The sequence below is a fragment of the Ferrovum sp. PN-J185 genome (genome assembly GCF_001581925.1).
Taxonomy (GTDB): domain Bacteria; phylum Pseudomonadota; class Gammaproteobacteria; order Burkholderiales; family Ferrovaceae; genus PN-J185.
In genome coordinates this window covers 238942-265525 of record NZ_LQZA01000002.1, presented here as the reverse complement: position 1 = coordinate 265525, position 26584 = coordinate 238942, and the positions used below count along the sequence as shown (strand labels likewise).

Here is a 26584-nt window from a genome sequence, read left to right as displayed (position 1 = left end):
TTTTATTTTAACAGATCAAGATATAAACCTTAAGCATCTTTTGTGAAAATTTGAGAAAATATTCAACAACTTAAGAATCAATCTAAACTAATATTGTTATTCAAAAATTTATGAAAAAACTTTGGCTGGTTTTTGCGCAATCCGTTACCGTCTGTCTCGGTATTATTTTTGTTGTGAGTTTATTTCGTAATGATTTGATTACACACACTTCTATCTTAACAACAGTTGATACGGCCTCTCGCACCAAAGGTACTCCTCCTTATTCCTTTCGTGTTGCCGCCAAAAAAGCCATGCCCTCTGTGGTCAATATTTTTACCACCAAAGAAGTCAGTAACCCCCACAGTTCAGTTTTTCCCAATAACCCGGAATTAAAAAAATTCTTTAATGACAACTTTCCTCCTCAACCAGAGAAACAATTAAGCCTTGGTTCAGGGGTCATTGTCTTAAATAAAGGCTATATCCTAACCAATGATCATGTTATTGATGGCGCACAAGAAATCCAAGTGGTTCTCTCAGATGGGCGTGTTGCTAAAGCTGAAGTCGTGGGGACTGACCCTGAAACGGATCTGGCCGTATTAAAAGTTAATCTACCTAATCTCTCTGCCATTACTTTTGGTGCCTCAGATCAAGTGAGTGTAGGTGACATTGCCATTGCCATTGGTAACCCTTTCGGGGTGGGTGAGACTGTCACAATGGGAATTATTAGTGCACTAGGGCGTAACCGCTTAGGTCTTAACACTTTTGAGAATTTCATTCAAACCGATGCAGCGATTAATCCCGGTAATTCTGGTGGCGCATTGGTTGATGCCAATGGCAACTTAATTGGCATTAATACTGCCATCTACTCAAAATCAGGGGGCTCCCAAGGCATAGGTTTTAGCATTCCTGTGAGTACTGCAAAAAATGTCATGGAAGCTATTATTGATCACGGTGAAGTGGTTCGGGGTTGGATTGGGGTTGAAGCGCAAGACTTAACGCCTGAACTGGCTGAAACATTTCACCTACCCAATACTGAAGGGGCGCTGTTAGCAGGAATTTTAAAGAATGGACCAGCTGATAGAGCAGGGGCCAAACCAGGAGACATCTTAATTGAAGTGAATAATCACCCCATCAGTGACTCAAAAGACATGTTGAACCAAGTGGCTATGCTAAAACCCAAAGCCGCAACCACCATAAAAGTAATTAGAAATGGTAAACCACTCACTCTCAACCTAGTGGTTGATAAACGACCCAAAGGGCATATTAAGAATCTAGAGGAACAGGATGGTCCTTAGACAAAGGGGTCATCCTACTCGCAGCAATGATCCCCACTTCATAAAGTAGCCACAAGGGTAGAGCTAACAGAGTCTGCGAAATGGCATCAGGTGGGGTAAACACAGCGCCAATAATAAAGGCCCCCACAATCACATAACGTCTTGCACCACGCAATTGAGTAACAGACAATACGCCAAATTTAACCAATAACACAACAGCCACTGGTGTCTCAAAGGCCAAACCAAAGGCAATGAACATATTAATCACAAAGCTTAGGTATTTATCTATATCCGTCATGATTTCCACACCCTGAGGGGCGGTGTTGGCTATAAAACCAAACACAAAAGGAAAAACACCGAAATAGGCAAACAACATGCCACAATAAAAAAGGAGCGTACTACTAAATATGAGAGGAAGCGCTAATTTCTTCTCGTGTGAATAGAGTCCAGGCGCGATAAACCCCCATATTTGACTTAATACGTAGGGTAGGGCGATTAAAAAAGCTACAAGTCCTGCCACCTTCATCGGTACAAAAAATGGCGTTGTCACTTCAGTGGCAATCATATGGCCACCCGCCGGCATCTTTTTCAGTAATGGCAGTGCAAGCCAAGTATAAAGACGGTTTGCTACCGGCAATAGACATAAAAAAACCACGAATACAGAGGCCACTGCACGTATGAGCCTAGTACGTAATTCAATTAAATGCGAGATAAACTCTTGAACGCCGCTATTTTCTTCTATCACGATGCCTCCGTGGGTGGCGTTTCATCAAGTGAGAGCGCAAACTGTGCGCTTTTAATGGGTTGACTTCTAGTGGGTGGTTTTGCCCTAACACTGTAAGGATCTCCGGCCACCCCCACTATGGCGACGGTAGCAATACCAGTAAAAGAGTGCTCACTAATTGATTCTACGATAGGCGTATCCGTTACAGAATGAATGGTGTTCTCCTGTTGCGCTACTGGAGAATTCAGAAAATCTGCTGTCTGTTGCTGTGATTGATTGAGAATGCCCTGCGCTTCTTGATGCGCTTCTTTGATTCTATCTTGCACTTCTTTTAATTGGGCTTTTTGTAATTCATTGTCAATTTCATCTTTCACTGTGGCGGCATAGCGTCTAAAGCGTCCAAATAAAATACCTGCCCCACGCGCTACACGTGGGAGCCTCTCCGGACCAATGGCAATCAGTGCCACCAGAGCCACCAGTGCAATTTCAGAAAAACTATAATTGAACATGAACTAGATGAATACCCAACAATGGCCTTTAAGAATGCTCTTTGGTTTTATTGGCCACATCCTGTTGAACGCTATTGGCTGCTTTTTCTTCAAGTGGCTTTTTCTCTTCAGAGGCTGCAGTCTCATTACCTGCCATCCCCTCTTTAAAGCTCTTTACAGCACCACCTAGATCAGAACCAATATTACGTAATTTTTTTGTACCAAATACCAACACTACTATCAATAAAATAAGTAGTAAGTGTTGAATTGTAAATAAGTCACCCATGAAACCCTCCGCTATGAATAATCGTTATTGTTGTATTTTAAACGTATAAACAGTCCACTACAAACTGCCGCCCCCCATTACATGGACGTGTAAGTGAAACACCTCTTGACCACCTGCTTTACCTGTATTAACTACTGTTTTATATCCATCAGGTAATCCCTCTTGTTTGGCTAATTGTGAGGTCATTAACATCATCTTACCCAATAATGCCTGATCTTCAACCTGACAGTCCATCAAAGAAGAGATATGTTTTTTAGGAATAATCATGAAGTGTACCTTCATGTGAGGGCGAATATCGTAGAAAGCAAAGATATCGTTGTCTTCGTAGACTTTTTTAGATGGAATTTGTCCTGCAATAATTTTACAAAAAACACACTCTGACATGGTTACTCCCCTTTACGTGATGCTTTTTCATCAATCCCAGAAATGCCTTCTCGTCTGGCTAATTCTGCTAATACATCATCCATCGATAAATCAAAATAAGCGAGTAATACCATCAAATGAAAACATAAATCAGCACTTTCTTTGATGACTTCTAGTTTAACTCCATCTTTGGCAGCCAAAATTGTTTCAAGAGACTCTTCACCCACTTTTCTAGTGATGGTATTGATACCCTTATGATATAAAGAAGAGACATAAGAAGAATCAGGAGAGGAGCCTTTACGGGCGTTCAGGGTTTCCGTTAATCTCTTTAATACATCTTGATATCCACTCACGCTATTATCCTTTTTTGTATATGTCTGAGGGATTCTTTAACACAGCATCCACTTCTTGCCACTCATTGTTGTGCCATTTTTTATAAAAGCAATGTGCTCGCCCTGTGTGGCAGGCTACTCCACCAATTTGCTCTACCATAAGTAACAATGTATCACCGTCACAATCCAAACGAATCTCTTTTATTTTCTGGAAATGTCCGGACTCCTCTCCCTTATGCCATAACTTGTTACGTGAACGCGACCAATATACCGCTTCACCTTTTTTTATTGTTAACGCAAGTGACTCTTGATTCATCCAAGCTAACATTAATACTTGATGAGTGGTCGCATCTTGAGCAATAACAGGGATTAACCCTTGTTCATTCCATTGAATTTCAGCTAACCAATCACTCATAGCCTCACCTCAACACCATGGTCTCTTAAATACGCTTTGGCTTCTCTGACTGTGTATTCGCCATAATGAAAAATACTCGCAGCGAGCACCGCATCAGCCCCACCTAACTCTATCCCATCAAGCAAGTGCTGTAGCGTTCCCACCCCACCACTGGCGATAATAGGAATGCCTACTGATTCACTTATTTTTTTGGTTAACTCCAAATCAAAACCAGATTTTGTGCCATCGCGATCCATACTGGTAATCAGTAATTCTCCAGCACCCAGTTTATAACATCTTTCGGCCCATTCTATTGCATCAAGCCCTGTTTCTTTTCGGCCACCATGGGTGAATACACCAAACCCAGAGGGGGTATTCGCGCGTTTTGCATCAATCGCTACAACAATGCATTGTGAACCAAAACGCTGTGCGGCATCCGCAATTAACTGCGGATTCATAATGGCGGCTGTATTAATACTGACTTTGTCAGCCCCTACATTAAGTAAGGTTCTCACATCCTCCACTTGCCGTACTCCACCCCCAACTGTTAGCGGAATAAATACTTGGGAAGAAACGTGTTCAATAATAGGAAGAATTAAGCCCCTCTCATCAGAGCTTGCTGTGATATCCAGAAAAGTCACTTCATCAGCGCCCTGTTCATCGTAGCGCTTGGCTATCTCGACGGGGTCTCCCGCATCTTTTAAACCAACAAAATTAACGCCCTTAACAACTCGTCCTGCATTGACATCAAGACATGGAATAATTCGTTTGGCTAGTGTCATAAACAACTACACACTGGTCTTGGGCGGATGAGACAAGGACATAGCAAGCGTATTGGCTTCTTTAAAATCCAATTTTCCTTCATAGATAGCCCGTCCCGTAATCGCTCCCATAATGCCTTCTTCTTCTACGGCACATAAAGCTCTTACGTCATCCAAATTGGATATTCCACCACTAGCGATCACTGGGATGACCAATTGTTGAGCCAGTGCCACAGTAGCTGGAATATTGACACCAGTTAGCATCCCATCACGGCCAATATCGGTATAGATAATCGCTTCAACACCATAATCTTGAAAGCGTTTAGCCAAGTCATTCACTTCGTGACCGGTTAATTTAGACCATCCATCCACCGCTACTTTTCCTTCCTTGGCATCAAGACCGACGATAACGTGTCCTGGAAAGGCATCACAGGCTTCATGCAAAAAACCTGGGTTTTTTACTGCCGCTGTACCAATAATGACCTCTGTCACACCACTATCTAAATAGAGTTCAATCACATCAAGATCGCGTATCCCCCCACCCACTTGGATCGGGATATCCCCATTAATTTCATCAACAATTTCTCGGATAGCACGCTCATTTTGGGGTTTGCCGGCAAATGCGCCATTTAAGTCAACCAAATGGATACGTTGCGCCCCATTGTCTAGCCAAAAGCGAGCCATGGCAGCGGGCTCTTCAGAGAACACAGTGGCCTCTTCCATTAAACCTTGTTTGAGACGAACACAATGTCCGTCTTTAAGATCAATAGCAGGTATCAAAATCATAATTATTTACGGTTTCCATTGAACAAAATTATCTAGTAAAGCCAACCCTACAGCAGCACTCTTTTCAGGATGAAACTGAACAGCAAAAATATTATCTTGGCCCACAGCGCAAGTGAAAGCAGTGGGGTAATCAGCAGTACCCATGACCACCGCCTCTTTTTCTCTCACATAATAGCTGTGCACAAAATAAAATCTACTTTGATCCGGGATGGATTTCCATAGTGGATGATAGGTAGATTGTTTCACTTGATTCCATCCCATATGAGGGATTTTTAAGCGCTTACCATCTTCATCAAATAAGTGATCCTCCTTAAAGCGAACCACCCCTCCTTTAAATAAGCCTAGTGCAGACGTATTGCCTTCCTCAGAGTGCTCAAACAACATTTGTAAGCCTAAGCATATGCCTAGAAATGGCTTATTCTTAGCGCATTCCATTAATACGTCAGTTAAGCCCAAACGGTGTAATTCACTCATACAGTCAGGCATAGCACCCTGTCCTGGGAAAACAATACGCTCAGCAGAACGAATCAGTTCCGGGTTAGAGGACACTTTAATTGACTGTAATGGTGCAATTTGTTGAAGCGCTTTTTCTACGGAACGAAGGTTTCCCATGCCGTAGTCAACAATGACAATTTCACTCACAATTCACTCACACTCTTAATTAAAGAGCCCCTTTAGTAGATGGAATCACGCCAGCTATTCTTGGGTCATGTTCTGTGGCCATACGCAAGGCGCGTCCAAAGGCTTTGAACACAGTCTCGGCTTGATGGTGGGCATTGCGTCCCTTCAAATTATCAATATGAAGCGTCACGTGGGCATGGTTAACAAATCCCTGGAAAAACTCAAAGAATAGGTCAACATCAAATTCGCCAATTCGGGCGCGGGTAAAAGGTACATCAAAAAAGAGTCCTGGTCGTCCAGACAAATCCACCACTACACGTGATAGCGCTTCGTCTAAGGGGACCATGGCATGGCCATAGCGCTTTAAACCTTGCTTATTTCCTATGGCCTGGGCAAACGCCTGACCAAGAGTAATGCCAATATCTTCTACGCTGTGGTGTGCATCAATATGTAGATCACCATCACAGCGTATTGATAAATCAATCAAACCATGGCGCGCTACTTGATCTAGCATATGATCAAGAAATGCAATACCTGTGTTCAGTGAGGAGCTACCCTGACCATCAAGGTTCATCTCTACGCTGACTTTTGTTTCTAATGTATTTCGTGTTACTTCTGCGGTTCTCATGATTTAATTTAATGATGACTTTAGTGCATTTAAAAAAAGCGTATTCTCTTCAAAAGAGCCAACGGTTACGCGCAAACAGTCTGTTAAACTTGGATGCGCGTTGGTTAAGTTCTTGATTAATATACCACGTTCAAGAATTCGGTTAAACACGTCCTGCGCGTTGTTTATTTTTAGCAATAAAAAGTTCGCTTCACTGTGAAACAATTGTACTTGTTTTAACTGTGCGATTTCATTATATAAACGAGTACGCTCTTGTCTTATTTGACTTGTCTGCGCCTTAAATACATCATAATGCTTAAGTAAAACAAGCGTTGCCTGTTGGTCTAATACTGAAATATTGTAGGGTAAACGTACTTTGTTTATTTCATCAACGATATGTTTAGGTCCTGCTAAGAACCCCAATCTCACTCCTGCTAAACCTAATTTGGACAAAGTACGCATCACTACTAAATTAGGAAATTGCATTAAACGAGACAGCATTGAGTGGTCAGTGAAGGGAAAGTAAGCCTCATCAATTACCACCAACTTGTCACTGGCTTTGATTACTGCCAACAATGTCTCTTCATCAAAACAGTTACCTGTGGGGTTATTGGGGTAGGCTAGGAAAATCACTTCAGGTTGGTGTTCTTCTATGGCTGATAATATAGCCTCTTTATCTAATGAAAAATCAGCATTCAGCGGTACACCAACATAGTTCATACCAACAAAAGTTGCGATCATTCTAAACATAACAAAAGAGGGATCTACCCCAAGTAATACACCATTAGGCTTAGCTACGGCCAAGGCGATCATCTGAATAATTTCATCTGATCCATTACCCAATAAAATAGACGCATCCTGGTGAAGAGAAAAAACACGCTGTATTTCCTCTTTAATTAAAGAAGCGTTAGGATCTGGATAACGATTAAGTGCCACGGATCGGAAACTTGTTACCAATGTTTCTTGTAATTCTGGCGTAAGAGAATAGGGGTTTTCCATGGCATCAAGTTTAATTAACCCCTCTGCCGAAGGAACGTGATAAGCGCTTAAAGCGCGGATTTCAGGACGAATACAATCCATTATTTTTCCAAACGAAATTCTGCCGATCGAGCATGCGCTGTTAATCCCTCACCATGAGCCAATTGTGAAGCAATCTGCCCTAGTGATTGCGCTCCTTGACGGGACACATGAATAATACTTGAGCGTTTTTGAAAATCATACACGCCAAGAGGAGAGGCAAATCGTGCTGTACGTCCAGTGGGCAAAACATGATTGGGGCCTGCACAGTAATCTCCCAAGGACTCAGAACTATACTGCCCCATAAAGATAGCGCCTGCGTGCTTAATCTTATCTAATAATTCTTCAGGTTGCGCAACGGACAACTCTAAATGCTCTGGTGCAATATAGTTTGAGATAGTACACGCTTCATCTAAGTTTTTTACTAATATCATGGCCCCGCGAGAACTCAATGACGCTTTAATAGTATCCCGTCTGGGCATAGTCTCTATCAAACGAGACAATGCCAACTCCACTTGTTTGAGGTAACTCTCATCAGGGCATAATAAAATAGCTTGAGCAATTTCATCATGCTCGGCTTGCGAGAATAAGTCCATTGCCACCCATTCTGGATCAGTTGATCCATCGGCAATAACCAATATCTCAGATGGTCCTGCCACCATATCAATACCAACCACACCGAACACCCGTCTTTTTGCTGCAGCCACATAGGCGTTACCTGGACCCACAATTTTATCTACTGCAGGAATCTGTTTTGTACCATAGGCTAATGCCGCTACAGCCTGTGCGCCACCGACTGTAAACACGCGATTGACTCCTGCTACATAAGCTGCGGCTAGGACAAAAGGATTGTTTACCCCATCGGGAGTAGGGACCACCATAATAATTTCTTCCACTCCCGCCACTTTGGCTGGAATGGCGTTCATTAATACAGAAGAAGGATATGCTGCTTTCCCACCGGGAACATAAATTCCAACACGATCTAAGGGAGTGATTTTTTGACCCAATACGGTGCCATCAGGCTCGGTATAAGTCCAACCCTCTCCTTTTTGTTTTTCATGAAAGCGTCTAATACGTTCAGCTGCGGTGGTTAAGGCCAGTTTTTGTTGTTCTGACAAGGAGGCAAAAGCGTCTTTACAGGCATCAAGAGACAACTCTAAATCACTAGCTTGATTGATTTGTCGACGATCAAACTGCTCAGTATATTTAATCAGAGCCGTATCGCCATGCAACTTAACTTGTTCAACAATCTCTGCTACACGTTGATCAAGAGTCACATCTTGCGCCACCTCAAAAGCTGTTAACGCATTCAGTTGTTCAAAAAAATTCTGATCTTGAGAATTCAATTTACGCATCATGATAAAGAACCTGCAAAGTTGTTCATTATGGGTTCGATAGAGTCACGTTTTAACTTCCAAGATGCCACATTAATAATTAGTCTGGCACTAATTGGAACAATCTCTTCTACCGCTTCTAAATTATTAGCTTTTAGTGTATTTCCGCTACTTACCAAATCGACAATTGCATCAGCCAAACCCGTTAAAGGAGCAAGCTCCATTGATCCATATAGCTTAATCAAATCCACATGTACACCTTTATTGGCAAAGTGCTGCTGAGCTGACAACATATATTTAGTAGCAACCTTTAGTCGCGCGCCACGCTTAATTGTTCCTTGGTAATCAAATCCTTTAGGCACGGCAACCATTAAACGACAACGTGCAATATTCAAATCAAGTGGTTGATATAAGCCATCTCCACCATGTTCAATTAACACATCTTTGCCTGCTATACCTATGTCAGCAGCACCATACTGTACATAAGTTGGGACGTCTGAAGCACGAACTATCACTAAGCGAACTCGTGGATTATTAGTCGGTAAAATAAGTTCTCTTGAATGTTCAGGATCAACCAAAGGAATAATACCCGCTGCCTTCAATAAGGGTTTAGTGTCTTCAAAAATTCTACCCTTTGATAAAGCAATGGTTATACCATCAAAAACACTCATTAGTGACCCTCCATTACTCGACGCTGAATATTAGCGCCTAAATTTGATAACTTTTCTTCTATACACTCATAACCACGATCCAAATGATAAATTCTGTCTATCACCGTTTCACCGTGAGCAATCAATCCTGCAATCACAAGACTTGCTGAGGCTCTTAAATCCGTGGCCATCACTGTGGCTCCATCTAATTTAGGGACACCTCGAATAATGGCAGAATTACCCTCAACTTCTATGTTTGCTCCTAAACGACGTAACTCTTGGACATGCATAAATCGATTTTCAAAAATAGTCTCTGTCACCACCGTAGTGCCATGAGCTACGGCGTTCATCGCCATAAACTGGGCTTGCATATCCGTTGGAAAAGCAGGGTAGGGAGCAGTACGTAGGCTCACCCCGTGATTCACCCCTTTCATACGTATTCTAATTGAATCCTCTGTCACATCAATCAATGCGTTGGCTTCCGCTAATTTATCTAACACCGCATCAAGGCTATGTGCTCTTGTACCTTGTAACAATACATCACCACCTGTTGCTGCGGCAGCCACTAAAAAAGTACCCGTTTCAATACGATCAGGCATGATGCTGTACGCAGTGCCACCTAATTGAGTAACTCCCTCAATAGTAATGACATCACTACCATGCCCTTTAATCTTGGCGCCCATATTAATCAAGCATTGTGCCAAATCCACCACTTCAGGTTCACGCGCTGCATTTTCAAGAACAGTAGTTCCTTCAGCTAACACTGCTGCCATCATTAAATTTTCAGTGCCAGTGACCGTCACTGTATCCATAAAAATTCTAGCGCCCTTAAGCTTTTTTGCATGAGCAACAATATACCCTTGCTCGATTTCAATCTCAGCGCCCATGGCTTGCAGGCCCTTAATATGTAAATCTACAGGTCGTTCGCCAATTGCACAGCCACCTGGCAACGACACTTTTGCTTCACCAAAGCGTGTTAACAAAGGTCCCAAAACCAAGACTGATGCACGCATAGTTTTAACCAGATCGTAGGATGCAAAAGGAGCAATACTCTGTGAGCTTGAAAGTTGGATTTGTTTCTGATCTTGTTCAATCACAACCCCCATACTGGCGAGTAACTTAAGAAGCGTGTTCACATCTTTTAAATTAGGTACATTGGTAAACGTCATCACTTGGGAGGTTAACAATGTAGTACACAGTAAGGGTAATGCTGCATTTTTAGCACCAGATATACTAACCTTACCTTGCAGGGGAACGCCTCCTGAAATCACTAATTGGTCCACAACAGTCCTTTTTATTTACGTCCAGCAAGCCACTGTTCTGGCGTCAAAGTTTTCATTGATAGCGCATGAATTTCCGCACGCATTCTGTCACCTAATGCTTGATAAACCAACTGATGCTGGGCAATTTTGGTTTTTCCTGCAAACTCAGGACTAACAATAATTGCTTCAAAGTGGTGACCATCACCCGCAACTTCAACAAATTGGCAATTTAGTCCTTTTTCAATATAACCTTTTATATCTTGAGGTGTAACCATATTAACTCCTATTTATCCCCTTAAACGCCAGCCGCTTTTTAGTATAGACAGCGTTACCAATAATAAAATCACACAAACACTTCCCACAATAAAAAGTGAAAACCATGGGGATACGTCTGAATGGCTGAAAAAACCATAACGAAAACCATCTATCATATATAAAAATGGGTTAAAACGAGAAATCACGTCCCATGGGGAAGATAAACTGGATATGGAATAAAAGGCGCCAGATAAAAAAGTAAGTGGCAAAATTATAAAATTTTGCCAGGCAGCCATTTGGTCAAACTTCTCAGCAGCAATGCCTGCAATAATCCCTAAAGTAGACGCGATTATGGTTGATAAACAGCCAAATAAAAGTATCCAACCTGGATTATCAAAAGGTAACTTAAAGAAGAATAGTGCAGTTAACACAACCACTGTACCCACAATCATACCGCGCACCATGGCAGCCACTACATAGGCCCAATAAAACTCTAATTCTGATAAAGGGGTAAGTAGTACAAAAACCAAATTACCAGTCACCTTTGATTGAATTAAGCTTGATGAACTGTTAGCAAAGGAATTTTGTAGCATAGCCATCATCATTAAGCCAGGGATTAAAAATACACCATAGCTTACCCCTGGGTAAACATCATCATGAGTTGATAACACATGGGCAAAAACAACAAGATAAAGTAAAGTAGATACTAAGGGCGCTAAAATGGTTTGAAAGGATACCTTCCAAAATCTCATTATTTCTTTGATTAATAATGTTCTGAAACCGATCATGATGTACTCTCAACACCCTCATGCATAATTGACACAAATACCTCCTCAAGACTACCGTTAGCACTATCTTTAAGTAGGTTTGCTGTTGTATCTAACTTAATCAAATTCCCTTTTTTCAAAATAGCAATTCTGTTACACAATGTCTCCGCTTCCTCTAAATAATGAGTTGTCAAAAGAATGGTATGCCCATCTTGATTGAGTCTTTTAATAAAGCGCCACAATGTTTGACGTAACTCCACATCAACCCCTGCTGTAGGCTCATCCAATACAATAACAGGTGGACGATGAACAAGCGCCTGTGCGATTAATACCCGTCTTTTCATTCCGCCAGACAAAGTGCGCATATTGCTTTCCGCTTTATCGCTAAGCTGTAGATGGCTTAAGATTTCATCAATCCAATCGTCATTGTTCTGAATACCAAAATACCCAGATTGAATGCGTAATGTTTCACGTACGGAAAAAAATGGATCAAACACTAATTCTTGTGGGACTACCCCCAGGTTACGTCTTGCCTCTTTGTAATCATGAACAACATCATGTCCCATTACACGAAGATATCCTGCAGAGGGCCGTGACAAACCTGACAACAAATTAATTAAAGTAGTTTTACCTGCTCCATTAGGACCTAATAAAGCAAAAAATTCCCCTTGATCAATAGTTAAGTTGACTGAATTTAGGGCTAATAAATGATCAAAGCGCTTTTCAGCGCCTCGAATTTCAATGGCAGGAATCATATGACTCTAATAAATAGTTATTTAAACAAAAAAGCCACCCCATACAATTCTGCAAGAATATTGAGATTCTCCGGGACATGCACAAAAGACAATTCTTTATTTGCAGCCTCTGCATCTCGACGCCATTGCAAAATCATAGCTAGTGCCGATGAATCTATCTCGGTGGTTTCTGAAAAATCCACCAACAGATGATGATTTTTTACTAATACTGATCCCTCACTGACTAAGTTATTAACAGTGTTAATTACAATAGCCCCTTTGGGTTTTAACAATTGATAATCAACTTGGCTCATTTTTTCTCAGCCAATCGACTCTTATCTTCTAATGCTTTAATGAGGCCGTTAATACCGCCACGATTGATTTGCTCATTAAACTCACCTCGATAATTTGTTACCAAGCTCACACCATCCACTCTAATATCATATACTTTCCAGCCATCAGCTTGTTTTTCCATAGCATAATCAATAGGAATGGTATCTCCACCTGATGGAATAATGGCGGTGTGTACAATCACATCAGAATCGTCACCTGTATTCTCAGAGCCCTTAACTTGAACAACCTGATCTTTATATTGACTTAGAGAAGATGCATACGTTCTTACCAGTAAACTTCTGAAATTATCGACCAACTCTTTCTTTTGGTTATCATCAGCAAGACGCCAATTTTTACCCATAGCAAGTCGAGTCATACGCACAAAATCAAAATGCGGAAGTACTTTATCGTTGATTAAAGCATAGGCTTTTTGACGATCACCATTATGAATAGCCTTATCTGCCTTTAATGTATTAATAACCTCATTAGCAGTATTTCTGATAGTATCAACTGCACTAGGAAAGTCGTTTTGAGCTTTGACTCCAATAGTTACTAACATTAATGCAACCATAACAAGTCTTGTAAACGTCAATTTCACTTTGTTGCCCCTTTTGCTGAAGATGTATCTTGCGCTTTGTTATACAAAAACTGTCCAATCAGTTTTTCTAAAACAACCGCACCTTGTACCAATTTAATTTGGTCACCTGCTTTTAAATATTTTTCATCCCCACCTGCATCAAGACTAACGTACTGCTCACCTAAAATCCCTGAAGTGAGGATAGACGCTGACGTATCCACTGGAAACTTAAATTGGCTATCTATGGCAAGCTTCACTTCTGCATTATATTGTTTGCTATCAAAACGGATCGCTTTAACACGCCCCACTAGCACTCCTGCACTTCTAACAGGCGCTCTTTCTTTAAGCTGGCCAATATTATCAAAATGAGCTGTGACAATATAAGCATCTTGATTACTACTCAAATTTAAGTTGCCTACTTTGAAAGCCAACATCAAAAATGAGAAAAATCCCAACAATACAAAAATGCCAACCCATAAATTGAGCGTACTTCGTTCCATTTAATTCCATCCTTTCAACATAAATGCAGTGAGAACCAAATCCAACGCCAAAACTGCTAAAGAAGAACTAACTACTGTTCTTGTTGTAGCCCCAGATACCCCTTCTGCCGTAGGTGGAGCCTCGTACCCTTCAAATGTTGCAATAGCAGAGATCGCTACACCAAAAACAATACTTTTTATAATTCCATTAACAATATCATGTTCAAAATCCACGGCAGATTGCATTTGAGACCAAAACGATCCACTGTCAACACCAATTAAAACAACTGCGATCAAATAACCACCAATAATCCCCATGGCGCTAAACAATAAAGCCAATAATGGTAATGAGATAACGCCACCCCAAAAGCGCGGTGCTACCACACGTGATATAGGATTTACCGCCATCATTTCCATGGCAGAGAGCTGTTCTGTGGCTTTCATCAACCCAATTTCTGCGGTTATAGCAGAACCCGCTCTACTGGCGAATAATAAGGCTGATACCACAGGCCCCAATTCGCGCACTAAAGACAGGGCAACCAATACGCCGACACTGTCTTCTGAGCCATAGCGCTGCAGGGTTTCATGGCCTTGTAAGCCTAACACCATACCCACAAACAAGCCTGATACTAAAATAATAATTAATGATTGGACGCCAGCGTAATACACCTCACGTATAGTGAGAGAAAAACGCTTAAAACTCACCGAGGAATTGACTATAGTTGAGAATAAAAATAATGCTACAGCACCCATCCTCTCTACAATCTTCAGAGTTCTGTCACCAATTATTTTGATTCCTGACACCAAGTTAGCCATGGGTAATATCACTCACCGTTAAGTTCCATATCTTTTTTTAATGACTGCGCTGGGTAATGAAACGGCATAGGACCATCCATTTCACCCCAAATAAACTGATGCACAAAAGGAAGAGAAGACCCTCTTATTTCATCAGGGGTACCTTGCGCCACAATAACCCCATCCGATACAAAATAAATATAATCTACGATTTTCAGCGACTCTTGTACGTCATGAGTTACTAATACAGAGGTAGTTCCTAAAGTATCATTCAATTTTCTAATTAATTGCCCTATCACCCCTAAAGAGATAGGATCAAGACCCGTAAAGGGCTCATCGTAGAGCATTAATTGAGGATCCAATGAAATAGCTCTTGCAAGAGCAACTCGCCTTGCCATACCCCCAGACAGCTCAGAGGGCATCATATGTTGCATTCCTCTTAAACCCACAGCATTTAACTTTAATAACGTTAAATCCTGAATCATCGATTCTGACAAATTAGTATGTTCACGCATTTGGAATGCTACATTGTCAAAAACCGATAAATCGGTAAACAATGCACCAAACTGGAACAACATACCCAATTTACGACGAAAACGATATAACTCACTTTGTGTTAGATCGTTTAATTTTTCACCGGCGACATTAACTTCGCCCTCAGTAGCGCGTAATTGGCCTCCCATCAAGCGCAGCAAAGTTGTTTTACCACAACCACTTAACCCCATGATTGCCACAAGGCTTCCCTTCGGCACAGTCAAGTTTATCCCTTTTAGGACTAAACGTGAGTTATACCCAAAGTTAAGGTTGGTTATTTCTACAAGGTTTGCCACAATAATTTTAGGCTATTTAAGCATTAAATATATTATTTTAAACCAGTTAATACGTTTACGTACAAATTCATTTGTTGCCTTGTAATAAGTAGTTTTCAGCATGAGCCAGTTTTTCGCTCACTCCAAGCAAAACAACCACATCTTGGGCCTCTATTTGGGTTTCCGCCTGTGGATGTAAATTTCGTTCTCCATGGCGTCTTATCGTGGTTATTTCTACCCCCTCACACCCAGCCATTAGTTCTTTTAATTTCTTTCCTCTAGCATATGCATCCTCAACAATTAATACTGAAATTAATCGAGGCTGATTACTTTCTTCCAAATCAATACTTTCGTCACTCACTCCTCTGAAAAACCCACGCATTAGATGATATCTTTCAGCACGCACTTGTCGGATACGCTTAAGTACTTTTGATAATGGCACACCCAATTCAAGCATAGCGTGTGATGCCAACATTAACGATCCCTCTAAAATTTCAGGCACTACTTCCGCCGCTCCAGCATTTTTCAACATATCCAGATCAGCATCGTCATAAGTTCTTACTATGACGGGAATACCAGGCTCCAATTCTCGCACATGATTGATTATGGCAAGAGAGACCGCCGTATCGGCAAAAGTTACGATGACCGCTGAAGCGCGATGAATACCGGCAGCAATTAACACTTCTCGGCGACTGGCCTCCCCATAGACTACTGATTCTCCCGCTATAGCCGCTGAACGAACACGCTGTGTATCCTTATCAAGTGCAATAACTGACAGGGATTCTTGCTCTAAAAAACGAGTAAGATTTTGGCCGCTACGTCCATACCCACAGACAATTATATGCCCCTTAGTACCATAGGTTTTTGCAGCCAATTGGTGTAATGCGACAGCACGCATTGACCATTCACTCTCGCAGCAATACAACACAATGCGATCGCTCATTTGAATTAGTAAAGGAGATACCATCATAGAAATCAACATGGCAGCCAACGTAATTTGTAGAATAGAGTGAGGAACAAAGTCCAAACTTTCTGATTGAGCTAATAACACAAACCCAAATTCCCCTGCTGGGGCAATAGCTAACGCAATACGTAATGCTACAGAATCGATATTTCCTAACAAGCGACTAGATACATAAGCTGTGGCAAGCTTTGCTAACATAATCACGATTAATGCCAAAAGAACCCAATAAGAGTTATGTATAACAATGTGTATATTTAATAGGGCACCAATGGTAATAAAAAACAATCCTAATAAAATATCTCTAAAAGGCTTAATGTAGTCCTCAACTTGATAGCGGTAATCAGTTTCCGAAATTAAGATACCTGATACGAAGGCACCTAAAGCTAGGGACAACCCTGCTTGTTCGGTGATATAAGACATACCCAGTGTTACTAACAATACATTGAGTAAAAATACCTCTGATGATTTTTGTTTCGCGACCCAATAAAACAACTTATCTAGAATTTTTTTACCTAACCCCAGCAATAATATCAATACAACAATTGCCTTGAAGAGCGCCAACCCAAGGGTTTTCAATAAATATTCATGAGGCGTTGCAAGGGATGAAATTAAAATTAAAAATGGCACTACAGCGAGATCTTGGAATAAGAGAACCCCCATAATTCTCTGCCCGTGGATTGATTTCATTTCTAAGCGCTCTGCCAACAAGCGCGCCATGATAGCGGTAGAAGATAACGACAAGGCGCCTGATAAGATAAGATTACCTTGCCAGGATAAAGATAAAAAATGACCGCCTATAAAAAAAAGAGTAAAGGACATCATTAACTGAGCGCCGCCCAAACCAAATACAGTTTTTTTCATAGCAGCCAATTGCCCTAAGCTAAACTCAAGTCCCACCGTAAACATCAGAAAAACAACACCAAAATCAGCTAATTGAGCAGTAGTTTGCTCTTGCGGCACTAAACCAGAGGCATTAGGTCCTATAATGATGCCTGCTAATAAGTATCCGAGCATAGGAGGTAATCCTAGGCGCTTGCATAACGAAACGGCCAGGATTGCAGAAATTAAAAGAATTAATGTTAGATTGAGCGGATCCATATAAGGCTCAAGTATAATTCCAATTTATGACTAATCATTCTATGAATTTACATACATTTACAGATCAAGAAATACTTGAACAAGCACAATCGGTTTTACTCATGGAAGCCGAAGCCATTCAAGCGCTTGGATCACGTCTAAACAAAGATTTTGTTGCCGCTCACCATCTTCTTATTAATTGCCAAGGTCGTGTAGTGATTAGCGGCATGGGTAAGTCTGGTCATATCGGTAAAAAAATTGCTTCTTCCCTTGCCAGTACCGGAACTCCCTCTTTTTTTATGCATCCTGCTGAAGCCAGTCACGGTGATCTTGGAATGATCTTACCAAATGATGTGCTTGTTGCTCTATCAAATTCTGGAGAAAGTGAAGAATTACTTACTATTGTTCCCTTGTTAAAACGACGCGGTACAAAAGTATTGAGTATTACAGGTAATAGCGCATCACGATTGGCACAGATTGCTGATGTACATATTAATGCTGGTGTTGAACGTGAGGCCTGTCCGCATAATCTCGCTCCTACTACAAGTACCACAGCCGTGTTAGCGTTAGGTGATGCGTTAACTGTTACCTTATTACGCGCCAAGGGTTTCTCCGCAAATGACTTTGCTAGAACTCACCCTGGTGGATCGCTTGGGAAACGTTTACTACTTTCTGTAAATGAAATTATGCATACTGGACAAGAGTTACCTGTTAACAAGCTAACTGACAGTCTGATTACAGCCCTTAAAACCATGTCCGAAAAAGCATTAGGCTTGACTGCCATAGTTGATGAGCACAATACGTTACTCGGTATTTTTACTGATGGAGATTTAAGAAGAACACTTGAGAAGTCTGCGTTAACATTACACGAATTGACTATGGGAGATGTGATGACGATCAATCCCATTTCTGTCTATTCAGGTGCTCTTGCGGTTGATGCAGCAGAATTGATGCAAAGTAAAAAAATATTTGGAATTTGCGTTTTAAATGACCAAAAACAATTAATAGGCGCTTTTAATATGCACGATCTTCTTCGCGCAGGGATTGTATAACATGACCACTGCTCTAAAAACATTGTCACAAAGAACCAGGTCAATCAAATTAATAGGCTTTGATGTTGATGGCATCATGACTAATGGTCAACTGTATTTTAGTAGCCGTGGTGAAGAAATGAAGTCTTTTCATGTACGCGACGGCTTAGGCATTAAGCTACTACAGCGAGTAGGTATTGAAACTTGTATTATTACCGGCAGACACTCTGAAATTGTTAATACTAGAGCGCGCGAATTAAATATTAGTCATGTATTTCAAGGTGTTGATGATAAGCTTGGTTGTTTTGAGAAACTCATTAAACAATTAAGATTATCTTGGGAAGAATGTGCTTACATGGGAGACGACCTACAAGATTTACCGATTCTCAAAAGATGCGCTGTTTCACTAACTGTTGCCGAAGCCCCCACTCTAATTCGTAATCAGGTTGACTGGATTGCCTCTGTAGGAGGCGGAGAGGGAGCAGTACGTCAGGCAGCAGAGTTTCTACTCAGCTCTAGAGGACAATGGCAAGAGGCCGTTGCACCATGGCTCGAATAATCCCTAATATTGAATCTCTTGGACCACTTCTTGTCGTTTTACTAATGGCATTAGTAACCGGCTGGTTATGGCGTGTAGTGGAACACAGCGGCTCCACGGGTGGTAATTTAAAAGAGCATAAACCTGACATTATTATGAGTAAGTTTTTTGCTCAACAATTAGATGAAAAAGGACGAGTACACTATACGCTGTATGCTAATCACATGATTCATTATCCAGATGACAGTAGCTCTTACTTTAACCAGGTACTCTTCACCACTTTTGAACCTAAAGAGCCACCAGTCACTGTACAATCTAGAGATGCAGTTCGCTTTGACAGCCTAGATAAAATTATTTTTACCGGTGACGTGGTTGTGACACGACAAAAAACTCTAGATCAACCGGTAACTGTACTGAGAACACAATCACTTACAGTATATTTAAAAAATGGTATTGGAGAGACAGATCAGCCAGTAGTAATCAATTACGGAACCAATATACTGACTGCTGCCAATATGAAAGTTAACACTAAAACAAAGATTGCTGAGTTTGGACATGCAAAAGCTATTTACTACCCAAAAAAATCTCATTAAGGTTTTTTTTCTATTGTGTATGTTTGTCACCCAATGGGCTTATGCTGAGAAAGCCGATAAAGATAAACCTATCAATATAGAATCAGACAAGATGACTGCAGATGATCTTAAAAAAATCTCCTACTTTGATGGTCATGTTGTTATGACTCAAGGCACCATTCGTTTAACAGGTGAACATGTTATTGTCACGGAAGACAAAACAACCGGTTTTAAACATGCCACCGCATTTGGTGACCCTGTTACTTTTCGTCAGAAAAAAGAAGCCTCGGATCAATGGGTGGATGGTGTGGCCCAACATGTTGAATACGACGAAAAAATTGGTCGAGTGGAATTATTTGATAAGGCCATCGTTAGACAAGATAAAGACGAGATTAAAGGTAACTATTTGTCTTATGATCTTAATTCAGAATTTCTTCAGGCTGAAGGAAAGAGTAAAAATAATGGCCCCACACCAAAAGGAAGGGTACATATGATTTTCAAACCAGAAGACAATAAAGCATCTGCTCCAGCGTCTACAGCAACACCAACTAACACTCAAACCAAACCAACTATACCTACTCCAAAACTTAAAATTGACAGTGATACAACCCCATGAGCGAATTAAGAGTTGAACATTTAGTTAAAAAATATAAGTCACGCACAGTAGTGAAAGACTTATCTCTGAATGTGGAAAAAGGTGAAGTTGTCGGTTTACTTGGACCCAATGGTGCGGGAAAAACCACTTGTTTTTATATGATTGTTGGATTAGTACCACTTGATGGCGGGGAGATTTATCTAGACAACACTCGCCTAAGTCTTCTGCCTATTCACAAACGCTCTCAACTTGGCGTATCTTACCTACCGCAGGAAGCCTCTATTTTTCGACGTATGACAGTCGCAGACAATATTCTGTCAGTTTTACAGTTAAGAGGTCTTAAAGCCGATGAATGCGCAGAAGAGTTAGATAGCCTCCTAGCAGAACTACATATTTCTCATCTACGCAATAATCCTGCAATTAGCCTCTCTGGGGGCGAGCGACGACGAGTTGAAATTGCTAGGGCACTGGCCACTAACCCCCGTTTTATTTTATTAGATGAACCCTTTGCAGGTGTTGATCCTATTGCAGTTATGGATATTCAACAAATCATTCGATTTCTAAAAGACAGAGGAATTGGCGTTTTAATTACTGATCATAATGTACGAGAAACATTAGGTATTTGTGACCGCGCATATATTATTAATCAGGGTACCGTTTTAGCATCAGGACGGCCTGACGAGATTATTCATAATGACAATGTCCGTAAAGTCTATCTAGGTGAGCATTTCAAGCTATAAACAATGAAACAAAACTTACAGCTTAAGCTTTCTCAACAGTTAGCGCTCACTCCGCAACTTCAGCAAGCAATTAGACTATTACAATTATCAACCGTTGAACTTAACCAAGAAATCGAAGAGGCTGTTAGAGACAATCCTTTATTAGAACTTCAGGATACAAATGACTCTCCTACAACACAGGATAGTCATTCAAATGAAGAGTCATCCTCTCATAGTGATGAATTGAACGAAACCAGTCTAGATAACAATTTAGACTCTGCCTGGGATACTCATTATTCTAAATCGTCATCATCGAACGAACGAGATGACGATTTTTTTAGTATTGAAGATAAACCGAGCTTAATTGACCATTTAAAAGAACAGTTAAGATTAATACCCTTATCAGAAAAAGATGGGCAGATCATTAGTCAACTTATCGCGAATATTAATGACTCAGGTTATTTAGATATTTCTTTAGAAGAAATACAAGCTCAATTTCCTCATGAAGCTGAAATAGAAATTGAAGAAATTAAAGTATGCGTAAAATTATTACAAACTCTTGATCCAGTGGGTATTGGTGCAGCCAATCTGTCAGAGTGCTTACTTCTTCAGCTCCACCAACTTTATACAACTCATCCAGTGTATGGTTTAGCTGTGAGCATATGCCAAAACTATTTGGCATTATTAGGAAATCGTGATTACCTAAAACTGAAAAAAGCACTTAAAATAAATGACGTTCAATTAAAACAAGCAATCCAATTAATTACTCAACTCAACCCAAAGCCTGCGGAACATTTTTTTCAACAAGATACAAGGTACATAATACCTGATGTTATTGTTAAGAAATATAACAAAAAATGGGTTGTTCAGCTTAATCCACAAGTGTTGCCACGTCTAAAAATCAACCAACTCTATGCCAATTTATTACAAAATAATGAGGGCCATTCATCGCTAACCACTCAACTTCAAGAAGCGCGATGGTTAATAAAAAACATACAGCAACGATTTGATACGATTTTAAAAGTATCTCAAGCTATAGTGGACGAACAGCAAGACTTTTTTGAGTTTGGTGAAGTATCTATGAAACCTATGATTCTAAAAGAAATCGCCGATTTAGTTGGTTTACATGAATCAACCATATCACGGGTTACAACACAAAAATTTATGTTTAGTCCTAAAGGCATATTTGAATTAAAATATTTCTTCAGTAGTCATGTTTCAACAGACCAAGGAGGGACAGCCTCATCCACTTCAATTAGAGCCCTAATCAAGCAATTAATTAATGAGGAAAATCCAAAAAAACCTTTATCAGACAACCAAATTTCAGATATTCTGAATGAGAGAGGGATAGTTGTTGCCAGGCGAACAGTAGCTAAATATAGGGAGTCCATGCAAATATATCCTGCTAGTCAACGTAAAATTATTTAAATATTAGGAGGTTATAATGAAAGTTAATGTTACAGGACAACATGTAGAAATTACTCCTGCAATGCGCGATCATATTTCTGAGAAAATGCAACGCATTAAAAATCATTTTGATCAACCTATTGATATTAACGTGATTCTTAAAATAGAAAAATTACAACATCATGTAGAAGCTAACGTACGTGTTAATGGCAGAGATATTTTTGCGCAAACATCTGGCTCTGATATGTATGTTGCCATTGACGACCTTGCTCATTTATTAGATCGCCAAATCATCAAACAGAAAGAAAAAAATCAAAATAACCGCGGTGCTGAAAGTATCAGACACCATAATGGCGAATAATTATTTGTTAATACATTAACATGGAAGCAATCACAAAACTATTAAAGCAAAGCCATGTATTAATAGACATGGAAGTGACCAGTAAAAAACGGTTATTTGAACAAATTGGCATTCTTTTTGAAAACAATAATCAACTGTCACGTAGCCTAGTGTATGACGCATTATTTAATCGTGAAAAACTAGGATCCACTGGATTAGGTCATGGCTTTGCACTTCCACATGGTCGTTTTAAAGGTCTTAAGCATCCACTTTGTGCTTTTATTAGACTAAACAGCGCAATACCTTTCGAATCCCCTGATAGTGAAAATGTGAAAATGGCATTTGTACTATTAGTTCCTGATCACGCTAATGAACATCATTTGAAACTACTCAGTGAAATTGCAGAAATGTTCAGTGACGATGAATTAAGACAGACGATTTTATCTGCTACGTCAGCAGAAGTGGTTTACGAAACAATCATTAATTGGGTTCCTTATGCCAGACGTCAGCGTTCAACGACTATTTGACGATAATCAAGAAAAAAACAACTTAATATGGCTTACCGATAATATCGGTAAAGACAAGATCATACCCGTAGGGAGTCTCACAGATAAAGATGTGGGAACTATCGCTCATCTTAATTTAACTCACCCTCATCGCTTTCAAGTATTGGGACAAATGGAGTTAACTTATTTAAAAAGCCTTGCAAAAACACAACTCAGTGATGCATTAACTAGAATTTTCTCAGACAATCTGGCAGCGTTATTTATTACTGAGAACGCTGATATGTTTGAGCCATTAAGAGAGATGGCCATTAAAAAAGAAGTTGCAATTCTTGGTTGCTCTTTATCAAGCGCTGATCTGATTAATAATCTTAATTATTATCTTAGTCAAGAATTAGCAGAAGAAACTACAATACACGGTGTCTTCATGGTCATTCTAGAAGTGGGCGTCTTAATTACTGGAGACTCCGCTGTTGGTAAAAGTGAATTAGCACTGGAACTTATTTCTCGAGGACACGGTTTTGTTGCCGATGATGCTGTAGATTTATATAAAATTGGACCAGAAACCATCCAAGGGAAATGTCCTCCTATGCTTAAAGATTTCTTGGAAGTGCGAGGGCTTGGATTAATTAACATTCGCTCAATTTTTGGTGAAACAGCAGTTCGCCCAAGAAAAAACCTAAAACTTATTGTGCACCTTGAACGCCCACCGGGTGGTGATTTGAGTGCCTTTGAACGCTTACCAAGCCACACACCAACTCAATCTATTCTTGGTATTGATATTCCAAAAGTTGTCTTGCCCGTCGCGGTTGGAAGAAACCTTGCTGTTTTAGTTGAAGCTGCTACCCGCAACTTTATCTTGATGCAACGTGGTATTAATAGTACTCAACAGTTTTTAGACAGGCAAAAAGAATTTATGGGTATTGACCATTTTGATTCAAGCGATAAAAAAGATTAATTAATATGACTACACATATCATTTTAATTAGTGGATTATCTGGCTCTGGTAAAACAGTAGCGTTAAAGGCGCTTGAAGATTCTGGTTTCTTTTCAATGGATAATCTTCCCGTTCCCTTCGCTTTTGAAATTATTGCAAAACTGATTAAGCGTGGGGAAAATAAAATCGCTGTTACACTGGACGCACGAAGTGGTGAGGATATTTCTGAACTCCCATTAATTTTAAATAAATTAAAAGAAAATAAATGGCATTCACATTTTATTTTTTTAGATGCCAGTGACAATGATTTAATTCGACGTTTTTCCGAAACTCGTCGACCGCATCCTTTGTCTGCAGGAACTCTCTCTATTATTGAATGCATCAGTTCTGAAAGAAAACTTTTATCAGATATTTCTGATATTGGTTACAAAATTGATACTACGCAAATCACACCTAATGCCTTACGAGCTAGAATTAAAAGCTATTTAAATATTGATGCTAACCAGTTAACTCTATTTTTTGAATCATTTGGCTTTAAACACGGTATTCCACTGGATGCTGACTTTGTCTTTGATGTTCGCTGTATACCTAATCCTTTCTATGACCCTAAATTACGCCCACTCACGGGTCAGGATAGCGCAGTTATTGATTTTTTAGACAATGATGTTTTAGCACAACAGATGTTGAAAGATATTAGTAGCTTTATTCACAATTGGACAACGGCTTTTATACAGGACAATAGATCCACACTAACTATCGCTATTGGTTGTACTGGTGGACAACACCGCTCAGTTTACTTGGCTGAAAAACTTAAACAGCATTTCAAAGACCTCTTTTCAGTACAAGTTATTCATCGCGAACTCTCCTAGAGTAAGTAGGTTAGTATCTTGTTCATAGCAACAGGAATTGCCTTTTGTTGAATTTGATCAACAGTCAACCAAAGACCTTCTGATGTTAACTGGTTACTAAATTGTTGTTCAACTTGCCAATGTTCTACGCTGAGCTCTAATGTTCGATGAGTCAACTGATGCTTAAGCTTAGGATAAGTGGTTTTAAGCTGTGCTTGTATATGCTGCTGAGTTAACCATTGTTGTGTATCTACGGGCTCTTCCACCATAGGAAAAGCCCATAAATTTTTCCATATATTTTTATTACGCTTAATCAAATAATAGTGTTTTTCATGTTCTATTATTAATACAGTTAGTTTAACAACTTGTACCACTACTTTCTTTTTTCTTTCTGGGTAGCGATCAATGGTATTACTGTGTTTTGCGCGGCATTCACTCACTAGCGGACATACTCTACATAGCGGCGCTGTGCGTGTACAAATGGTTGCCCCTAAATCCATTAAACCTTGAGTATAGGCAACGATATTGTCATCAGGTAACAAAGACTCAGCCAACTCCCAGAGTTTACGCTCAATTTCTTTGCTATAAATATTGCCCTCAATGGCAAAGTAACGGGTCAATACTCGTTTTACGTTCCCATCCAAAATAGGTAGCCTTTGATTAAAGGCAAATACACCAATAGCCCCTGCAGTGGATTTTCCAATTCCAGGTAACTGTTCACGTAACTCCTGCTCAATTGGAAACGTTGAGTTATAACGGCTAGTAATTTGTTGGGCTGCATGATGTAAGTTTCTCGCTCGAGAGTAATAACCTAACCCCGCCCATAGCTCTAATACTTGATCTTGATGTGCTTCAGCCAAAGAAGTAATTGTGGGGAAACGATTTAAAAATCTTACAAAATAGGGAATAACTGTAGTGACTTGAGTTTGCTGCAGCATAATTTCAGATAACCACACTTTGTAAGGGTCTCTGGTTTGTTGCCAAGGTAGATGATGTCTACCAAACTCTTTTTGCCATTGGATAACAGCTTGAGAAAATACAATCATGGTTACCTTAAGAAGGCCAATCTATTTTGATTTTGAGCGGGTGAAGGGAATCGAACCCTCGTCTTAAGCTTGGGAAGCTTCTGCTCTACCATTGAGCTACACCCGCGAACATTATTAACGACACTATTTTATAATAGAATAAGAATTATCGTTGTCTATCATGCTAACATTAACTGATTATGAATATTATTGTTAACGGCCAACTTCTTTCAATTCATCCTAATACCGCATTAAGCGCAGTGATTGATAACTTAAATCTTAAGAATCAACGCTTTGCTGTGGAAGTTAATGGTGAAATCATAACCCGCTCCTTACATAATCAATACATTATGCAAGAAAATGACAAAATTGAAATTGTAGTGGCCGTAGGCGGTGGATAA

At 40.1% G+C, this 26584-nt stretch carries 35 protein-coding genes, 1 tRNA gene and 1 pseudogene; 12 read left to right on the top strand and 25 right to left on the bottom strand.

Translation table 11 applies throughout. From position 1 onward, the window contains the following. Positions 1 to 110 precede the first annotated feature (110 nt). Positions 111 to 1274: a Do family serine endopeptidase gene (locus tag FV185_RS05995; protein ID WP_067495003.1), complete on the top strand. Its 1164-nt coding sequence runs from the start codon at positions 111 to 113 to the stop codon at positions 1272 to 1274. Here FV185_RS05995 and tatC read toward each other — a convergent pair. The 23 genes and pseudogenes from tatC to FV185_RS05880 form a co-directional block, all read right to left on the bottom strand. After that, positions 1243 to 1998 carry a twin-arginine translocase subunit TatC gene (gene tatC / locus FV185_RS05990; protein ID WP_197457793.1) on the bottom strand — a complete coding sequence of 252 codons (756 nt, stop codon included), beginning with the start codon at positions 1996 to 1998 and terminating at the stop codon, positions 1243 to 1245. The genes FV185_RS05995 and tatC overlap by 32 nt on opposite strands. Further along, positions 1995 to 2486, bottom strand: a complete 492-nt coding sequence (tatB, locus tag FV185_RS05985; RefSeq protein WP_067495000.1) for a Sec-independent protein translocase protein TatB — start codon at positions 2484 to 2486, stop codon at positions 1995 to 1997. Before tatB ends, tatC begins: the two co-directional genes overlap by 4 nt. Positions 2487 to 2514: 28 nt before the next feature. Continuing rightward, a complete protein-coding gene (tatA, locus tag FV185_RS05980) occupies positions 2515 to 2751 on the bottom strand; it encodes a Sec-independent protein translocase subunit TatA (protein WP_067494997.1) in 237 nt (78 codons plus the stop codon). 57 nt (positions 2752 to 2808) lie between these two features. Then, the gene (locus FV185_RS05975) at positions 2809 to 3135 is read right to left on the bottom strand and encodes a histidine triad nucleotide-binding protein (protein WP_067494994.1); all 327 of its coding nucleotides are present in this window, start codon (positions 3133 to 3135) and stop codon (positions 2809 to 2811) included. A 2-nt stretch (positions 3136 to 3137) separates the two neighbouring features. Next, complete coding sequence (locus FV185_RS05970) at positions 3138 to 3467, bottom strand: phosphoribosyl-ATP diphosphatase (RefSeq protein WP_067494992.1); 330 nt, start codon at positions 3465 to 3467, stop codon at positions 3138 to 3140. Between the two features lie 4 nt (positions 3468 to 3471). Beyond that, entirely contained in the window at positions 3472 to 3861 is a 390-nt protein-coding gene (gene hisI, locus FV185_RS05965; RefSeq protein ID WP_067494990.1) for a phosphoribosyl-AMP cyclohydrolase, read from the bottom strand. Beyond that, positions 3858 to 4622, bottom strand: coding sequence for an imidazole glycerol phosphate synthase subunit HisF (gene hisF, locus FV185_RS05960; protein WP_067494987.1), 765 nt, complete (start codon positions 4620 to 4622; stop codon positions 3858 to 3860). Before hisF ends, hisI begins: the two co-directional genes overlap by 4 nt. A 6-nt stretch (positions 4623 to 4628) precedes the next feature. Next, on the bottom strand, positions 4629 to 5387 hold the full coding sequence (hisA, locus tag FV185_RS05955; protein ID WP_067494985.1) for a 1-(5-phosphoribosyl)-5-[(5-phosphoribosylamino)methylideneamino]imidazole-4-carboxamide isomerase: 759 nt from the start codon (positions 5385 to 5387) through the stop codon (positions 4629 to 4631). A 6-nt stretch (positions 5388 to 5393) separates the two neighbouring features. Further along, entirely contained in the window at positions 5394 to 6029 is a 636-nt protein-coding gene (gene hisH / locus FV185_RS05950) for an imidazole glycerol phosphate synthase subunit HisH (protein WP_067494982.1), read from the bottom strand. Between the two features lie 19 nt (positions 6030 to 6048). Continuing rightward, positions 6049 to 6636 (bottom strand): imidazoleglycerol-phosphate dehydratase HisB, encoded by a 588-nt coding sequence (gene hisB / locus FV185_RS05945; RefSeq protein WP_067494978.1) that lies wholly within the window; start codon positions 6634 to 6636, stop codon positions 6049 to 6051. 3 nt (positions 6637 to 6639) lie between these two features. After that, a complete protein-coding gene (gene hisC, locus FV185_RS05940; protein ID WP_067494975.1) occupies positions 6640 to 7695 on the bottom strand; it encodes a histidinol-phosphate transaminase in 1056 nt (351 codons plus the stop codon). Then, on the bottom strand, positions 7695 to 8987 hold the full coding sequence (gene hisD / locus FV185_RS05935) for a histidinol dehydrogenase (protein WP_067495071.1): 1293 nt from the start codon (positions 8985 to 8987) through the stop codon (positions 7695 to 7697). The genes hisC and hisD overlap by 1 nt, the downstream gene beginning before the upstream one ends. Next, positions 8987 to 9637 (bottom strand): ATP phosphoribosyltransferase, encoded by a 651-nt coding sequence (gene hisG / locus FV185_RS05930; protein WP_067494972.1) that lies wholly within the window; start codon positions 9635 to 9637, stop codon positions 8987 to 8989. The genes hisD and hisG overlap by 1 nt, the downstream gene beginning before the upstream one ends. Further along, entirely contained in the window at positions 9637 to 10899 is a 1263-nt protein-coding gene (murA, locus tag FV185_RS05925) for a UDP-N-acetylglucosamine 1-carboxyvinyltransferase (protein ID WP_067494969.1), read from the bottom strand. The genes hisG and murA overlap by 1 nt, the downstream gene beginning before the upstream one ends. An 11-nt stretch (positions 10900 to 10910) precedes the next feature. Beyond that, complete coding sequence (locus FV185_RS05920; protein WP_067494966.1) at positions 10911 to 11153, bottom strand: BolA family protein; 243 nt, start codon at positions 11151 to 11153, stop codon at positions 10911 to 10913. Positions 11154 to 11165: 12 nt separating this feature from the next. Then, complete coding sequence (locus FV185_RS05915) at positions 11166 to 11921, bottom strand: ABC transporter permease (protein WP_067494962.1); 756 nt, start codon at positions 11919 to 11921, stop codon at positions 11166 to 11168. Positions 11922 to 11980: 59 nt separating this feature from the next. Then, positions 11981 to 12652 (bottom strand): annotated as a pseudogene (locus FV185_RS05910) (ABC transporter ATP-binding protein); the annotation flags it as partial. Positions 12653 to 12672: 20 nt separating this feature from the next. After that, positions 12673 to 12948, bottom strand: coding sequence for an STAS domain-containing protein (locus tag FV185_RS05905; protein WP_067494956.1), 276 nt, complete (start codon positions 12946 to 12948; stop codon positions 12673 to 12675). Continuing rightward, entirely contained in the window at positions 12945 to 13565 is a 621-nt protein-coding gene (locus FV185_RS05900; protein WP_067494953.1) for an MlaC/ttg2D family ABC transporter substrate-binding protein, read from the bottom strand. Before FV185_RS05900 ends, FV185_RS05905 begins: the two co-directional genes overlap by 4 nt. Further along, positions 13562 to 14044 (bottom strand): outer membrane lipid asymmetry maintenance protein MlaD, encoded by a 483-nt coding sequence (mlaD, locus tag FV185_RS05895; RefSeq protein ID WP_067494951.1) that lies wholly within the window; start codon positions 14042 to 14044, stop codon positions 13562 to 13564. The genes FV185_RS05900 and mlaD overlap by 4 nt, the downstream gene beginning before the upstream one ends. Further along, entirely contained in the window at positions 14045 to 14839 is a 795-nt protein-coding gene (mlaE, locus tag FV185_RS05890) for a lipid asymmetry maintenance ABC transporter permease subunit MlaE (RefSeq protein ID WP_067494948.1), read from the bottom strand. It abuts the gene before it with no gap. Positions 14840 to 14847: 8 nt separating this feature from the next. Then, the gene (locus FV185_RS05885; protein ID WP_156474190.1) at positions 14848 to 15654 is read right to left on the bottom strand and encodes an ABC transporter ATP-binding protein; all 807 of its coding nucleotides are present in this window, start codon (positions 15652 to 15654) and stop codon (positions 14848 to 14850) included. A gap of 61 nt (positions 15655 to 15715) precedes the next feature. After that, positions 15716 to 17689: a monovalent cation:proton antiporter family protein gene (locus tag FV185_RS05880; RefSeq protein ID WP_067494941.1), complete on the bottom strand. Its 1974-nt coding sequence runs from the start codon at positions 17687 to 17689 to the stop codon at positions 15716 to 15718. Between the two features lie 41 nt (positions 17690 to 17730). Between FV185_RS05880 and FV185_RS05875 the strand changes: the two genes are divergently transcribed. The 10 genes from FV185_RS05875 to rapZ are packed head-to-tail and all read left to right on the top strand — an operon-like array spanning position 17731 to position 25179. After that, on the top strand, positions 17731 to 18720 hold the full coding sequence (locus FV185_RS05875) for a KpsF/GutQ family sugar-phosphate isomerase (RefSeq protein WP_067495068.1): 990 nt from the start codon (positions 17731 to 17733) through the stop codon (positions 18718 to 18720). A 1-nt stretch (position 18721) separates the two neighbouring features. After that, positions 18722 to 19258, top strand: a complete 537-nt coding sequence (locus tag FV185_RS05870; RefSeq protein ID WP_197457791.1) for a KdsC family phosphatase — start codon at positions 18722 to 18724, stop codon at positions 19256 to 19258. After that, on the top strand, positions 19246 to 19830 hold the full coding sequence (gene lptC / locus FV185_RS05865; RefSeq protein ID WP_067494939.1) for an LPS export ABC transporter periplasmic protein LptC: 585 nt from the start codon (positions 19246 to 19248) through the stop codon (positions 19828 to 19830). Before FV185_RS05870 ends, lptC begins: the two co-directional genes overlap by 13 nt. Before the next feature lie 19 nt (positions 19831 to 19849). Further along, complete coding sequence (gene lptA, locus FV185_RS05860) at positions 19850 to 20425, top strand: lipopolysaccharide transport periplasmic protein LptA (RefSeq protein ID WP_197457790.1); 576 nt, start codon at positions 19850 to 19852, stop codon at positions 20423 to 20425. Beyond that, positions 20422 to 21144, top strand: a complete 723-nt coding sequence (lptB, locus tag FV185_RS05855; RefSeq protein ID WP_067494933.1) for an LPS export ABC transporter ATP-binding protein — start codon at positions 20422 to 20424, stop codon at positions 21142 to 21144. Before lptA ends, lptB begins: the two co-directional genes overlap by 4 nt. Positions 21145 to 21147: 3 nt before the next feature. After that, complete coding sequence (locus FV185_RS05850) at positions 21148 to 22551, top strand: RNA polymerase factor sigma-54 (RefSeq protein WP_067494930.1); 1404 nt, start codon at positions 21148 to 21150, stop codon at positions 22549 to 22551. Between the two features lie 16 nt (positions 22552 to 22567). Beyond that, the gene (hpf, locus tag FV185_RS05845) at positions 22568 to 22891 is read left to right on the top strand and encodes a ribosome hibernation-promoting factor, HPF/YfiA family (protein ID WP_067494928.1); all 324 of its coding nucleotides are present in this window, start codon (positions 22568 to 22570) and stop codon (positions 22889 to 22891) included. Positions 22892 to 22911: 20 nt separating this feature from the next. Continuing rightward, entirely contained in the window at positions 22912 to 23397 is a 486-nt protein-coding gene (locus tag FV185_RS05840) for a PTS sugar transporter subunit IIA (protein WP_067494926.1), read from the top strand. After that, positions 23366 to 24331 (top strand): HPr(Ser) kinase/phosphatase, encoded by a 966-nt coding sequence (gene hprK / locus FV185_RS05835; protein ID WP_067494924.1) that lies wholly within the window; start codon positions 23366 to 23368, stop codon positions 24329 to 24331. The genes FV185_RS05840 and hprK overlap by 32 nt, the downstream gene beginning before the upstream one ends. 5 nt (positions 24332 to 24336) lie before the next feature. Continuing rightward, a complete protein-coding gene (gene rapZ / locus FV185_RS05830) occupies positions 24337 to 25179 on the top strand; it encodes an RNase adapter RapZ (RefSeq protein WP_067494922.1) in 843 nt (280 codons plus the stop codon). Here rapZ and mutY read toward each other — a convergent pair. Next, positions 25176 to 26204 carry an A/G-specific adenine glycosylase gene (gene mutY, locus FV185_RS05825; protein ID WP_067494919.1) on the bottom strand — a complete coding sequence of 343 codons (1029 nt, stop codon included), beginning with the start codon at positions 26202 to 26204 and terminating at the stop codon, positions 25176 to 25178. The genes rapZ and mutY overlap by 4 nt on opposite strands. A 35-nt stretch (positions 26205 to 26239) precedes the next feature. Then, positions 26240 to 26310: transfer RNA gene (locus FV185_RS05820), tRNA-Gly, on the bottom strand. Between the two features lie 73 nt (positions 26311 to 26383). On the opposite strand from FV185_RS05820, the gene thiS reads away from it, so the two are divergent. Beyond that, on the top strand, positions 26384 to 26584 hold the full coding sequence (thiS, locus tag FV185_RS05815) for a sulfur carrier protein ThiS (protein ID WP_067494916.1): 201 nt from the start codon (positions 26384 to 26386) through the stop codon (positions 26582 to 26584).

Bases quoted from the DNA above. Each gene is read 5' to 3' on its own strand.
- FV185_RS05995 (WP_067495003.1), top strand. From the start codon at position 111: ATGAAAAAACTTTGGCTGGTTTTTGCGCAATCCGTTACCGTCTGTCTC.
- tatB (WP_067495000.1), bottom strand. From the start codon at position 2,486: ATGTTCAATTATAGTTTTTCTGAAATTGCACTGGTGGCTCTGGTGGCA.
- tatA (WP_067494997.1), bottom strand. From the start codon at position 2,751: ATGGGTGACTTATTTACAATTCAACACTTACTACTTATTTTATTGATA.
- FV185_RS05975 (WP_067494994.1), bottom strand. From the start codon at position 3,135: ATGTCAGAGTGTGTTTTTTGTAAAATTATTGCAGGACAAATTCCATCT.
- hisI (WP_067494990.1), bottom strand. From the start codon at position 3,861: ATGAGTGATTGGTTAGCTGAAATTCAATGGAATGAACAAGGGTTAATC.
- hisF (WP_067494987.1), bottom strand. From the start codon at position 4,622: ATGACACTAGCCAAACGAATTATTCCATGTCTTGATGTCAATGCAGGA.
- hisA (WP_067494985.1), bottom strand. From the start codon at position 5,387: ATGATTTTGATACCTGCTATTGATCTTAAAGACGGACATTGTGTTCGT.
- hisB (WP_067494978.1), bottom strand. From the start codon at position 6,636: ATGAGAACCGCAGAAGTAACACGAAATACATTAGAAACAAAAGTCAGC.
- hisC (WP_067494975.1), bottom strand. From the start codon at position 7,695: ATGGATTGTATTCGTCCTGAAATCCGCGCTTTAAGCGCTTATCACGTT.
- hisD (WP_067495071.1), bottom strand. From the start codon at position 8,987: ATGCGTAAATTGAATTCTCAAGATCAGAATTTTTTTGAACAACTGAAT.
- hisG (WP_067494972.1), bottom strand. From the start codon at position 9,637: ATGAGTGTTTTTGATGGTATAACCATTGCTTTATCAAAGGGTAGAATT.
- FV185_RS05920 (WP_067494966.1), bottom strand. From the start codon at position 11,153: ATGGTTACACCTCAAGATATAAAAGGTTATATTGAAAAAGGACTAAAT.
- FV185_RS05915 (WP_067494962.1), bottom strand. From the start codon at position 11,921: ATGATCGGTTTCAGAACATTATTAATCAAAGAAATAATGAGATTTTGG.
- FV185_RS05905 (WP_067494956.1), bottom strand. From the start codon at position 12,948: ATGAGCCAAGTTGATTATCAATTGTTAAAACCCAAAGGGGCTATTGTA.
- mlaD (WP_067494951.1), bottom strand. From the start codon at position 14,044: ATGGAACGAAGTACGCTCAATTTATGGGTTGGCATTTTTGTATTGTTG.
- mlaE (WP_067494948.1), bottom strand. From the start codon at position 14,839: ATGGCTAACTTGGTGTCAGGAATCAAAATAATTGGTGACAGAACTCTG.
- FV185_RS05880 (WP_067494941.1), bottom strand. From the start codon at position 17,689: ATGGATCCGCTCAATCTAACATTAATTCTTTTAATTTCTGCAATCCTG.
- FV185_RS05875 (WP_067495068.1), top strand. From the start codon at position 17,731: ATGAATTTACATACATTTACAGATCAAGAAATACTTGAACAAGCACAA.
- FV185_RS05870 (WP_197457791.1), top strand. From the start codon at position 18,722: ATGACCACTGCTCTAAAAACATTGTCACAAAGAACCAGGTCAATCAAA.
- lptC (WP_067494939.1), top strand. From the start codon at position 19,246: ATGGCTCGAATAATCCCTAATATTGAATCTCTTGGACCACTTCTTGTC.
- lptA (WP_197457790.1), top strand. From the start codon at position 19,850: ATGTTTGTCACCCAATGGGCTTATGCTGAGAAAGCCGATAAAGATAAA.
- lptB (WP_067494933.1), top strand. From the start codon at position 20,422: ATGAGCGAATTAAGAGTTGAACATTTAGTTAAAAAATATAAGTCACGC.
- FV185_RS05850 (WP_067494930.1), top strand. From the start codon at position 21,148: ATGAAACAAAACTTACAGCTTAAGCTTTCTCAACAGTTAGCGCTCACT.
- hpf (WP_067494928.1), top strand. From the start codon at position 22,568: ATGAAAGTTAATGTTACAGGACAACATGTAGAAATTACTCCTGCAATG.
- FV185_RS05840 (WP_067494926.1), top strand. From the start codon at position 22,912: ATGGAAGCAATCACAAAACTATTAAAGCAAAGCCATGTATTAATAGAC.
- hprK (WP_067494924.1), top strand. From the start codon at position 23,366: ATGCCAGACGTCAGCGTTCAACGACTATTTGACGATAATCAAGAAAAA.
- rapZ (WP_067494922.1), top strand. From the start codon at position 24,337: ATGACTACACATATCATTTTAATTAGTGGATTATCTGGCTCTGGTAAA.
- mutY (WP_067494919.1), bottom strand. From the start codon at position 26,204: ATGATTGTATTTTCTCAAGCTGTTATCCAATGGCAAAAAGAGTTTGGT.
- thiS (WP_067494916.1), top strand. From the start codon at position 26,384: ATGAATATTATTGTTAACGGCCAACTTCTTTCAATTCATCCTAATACC.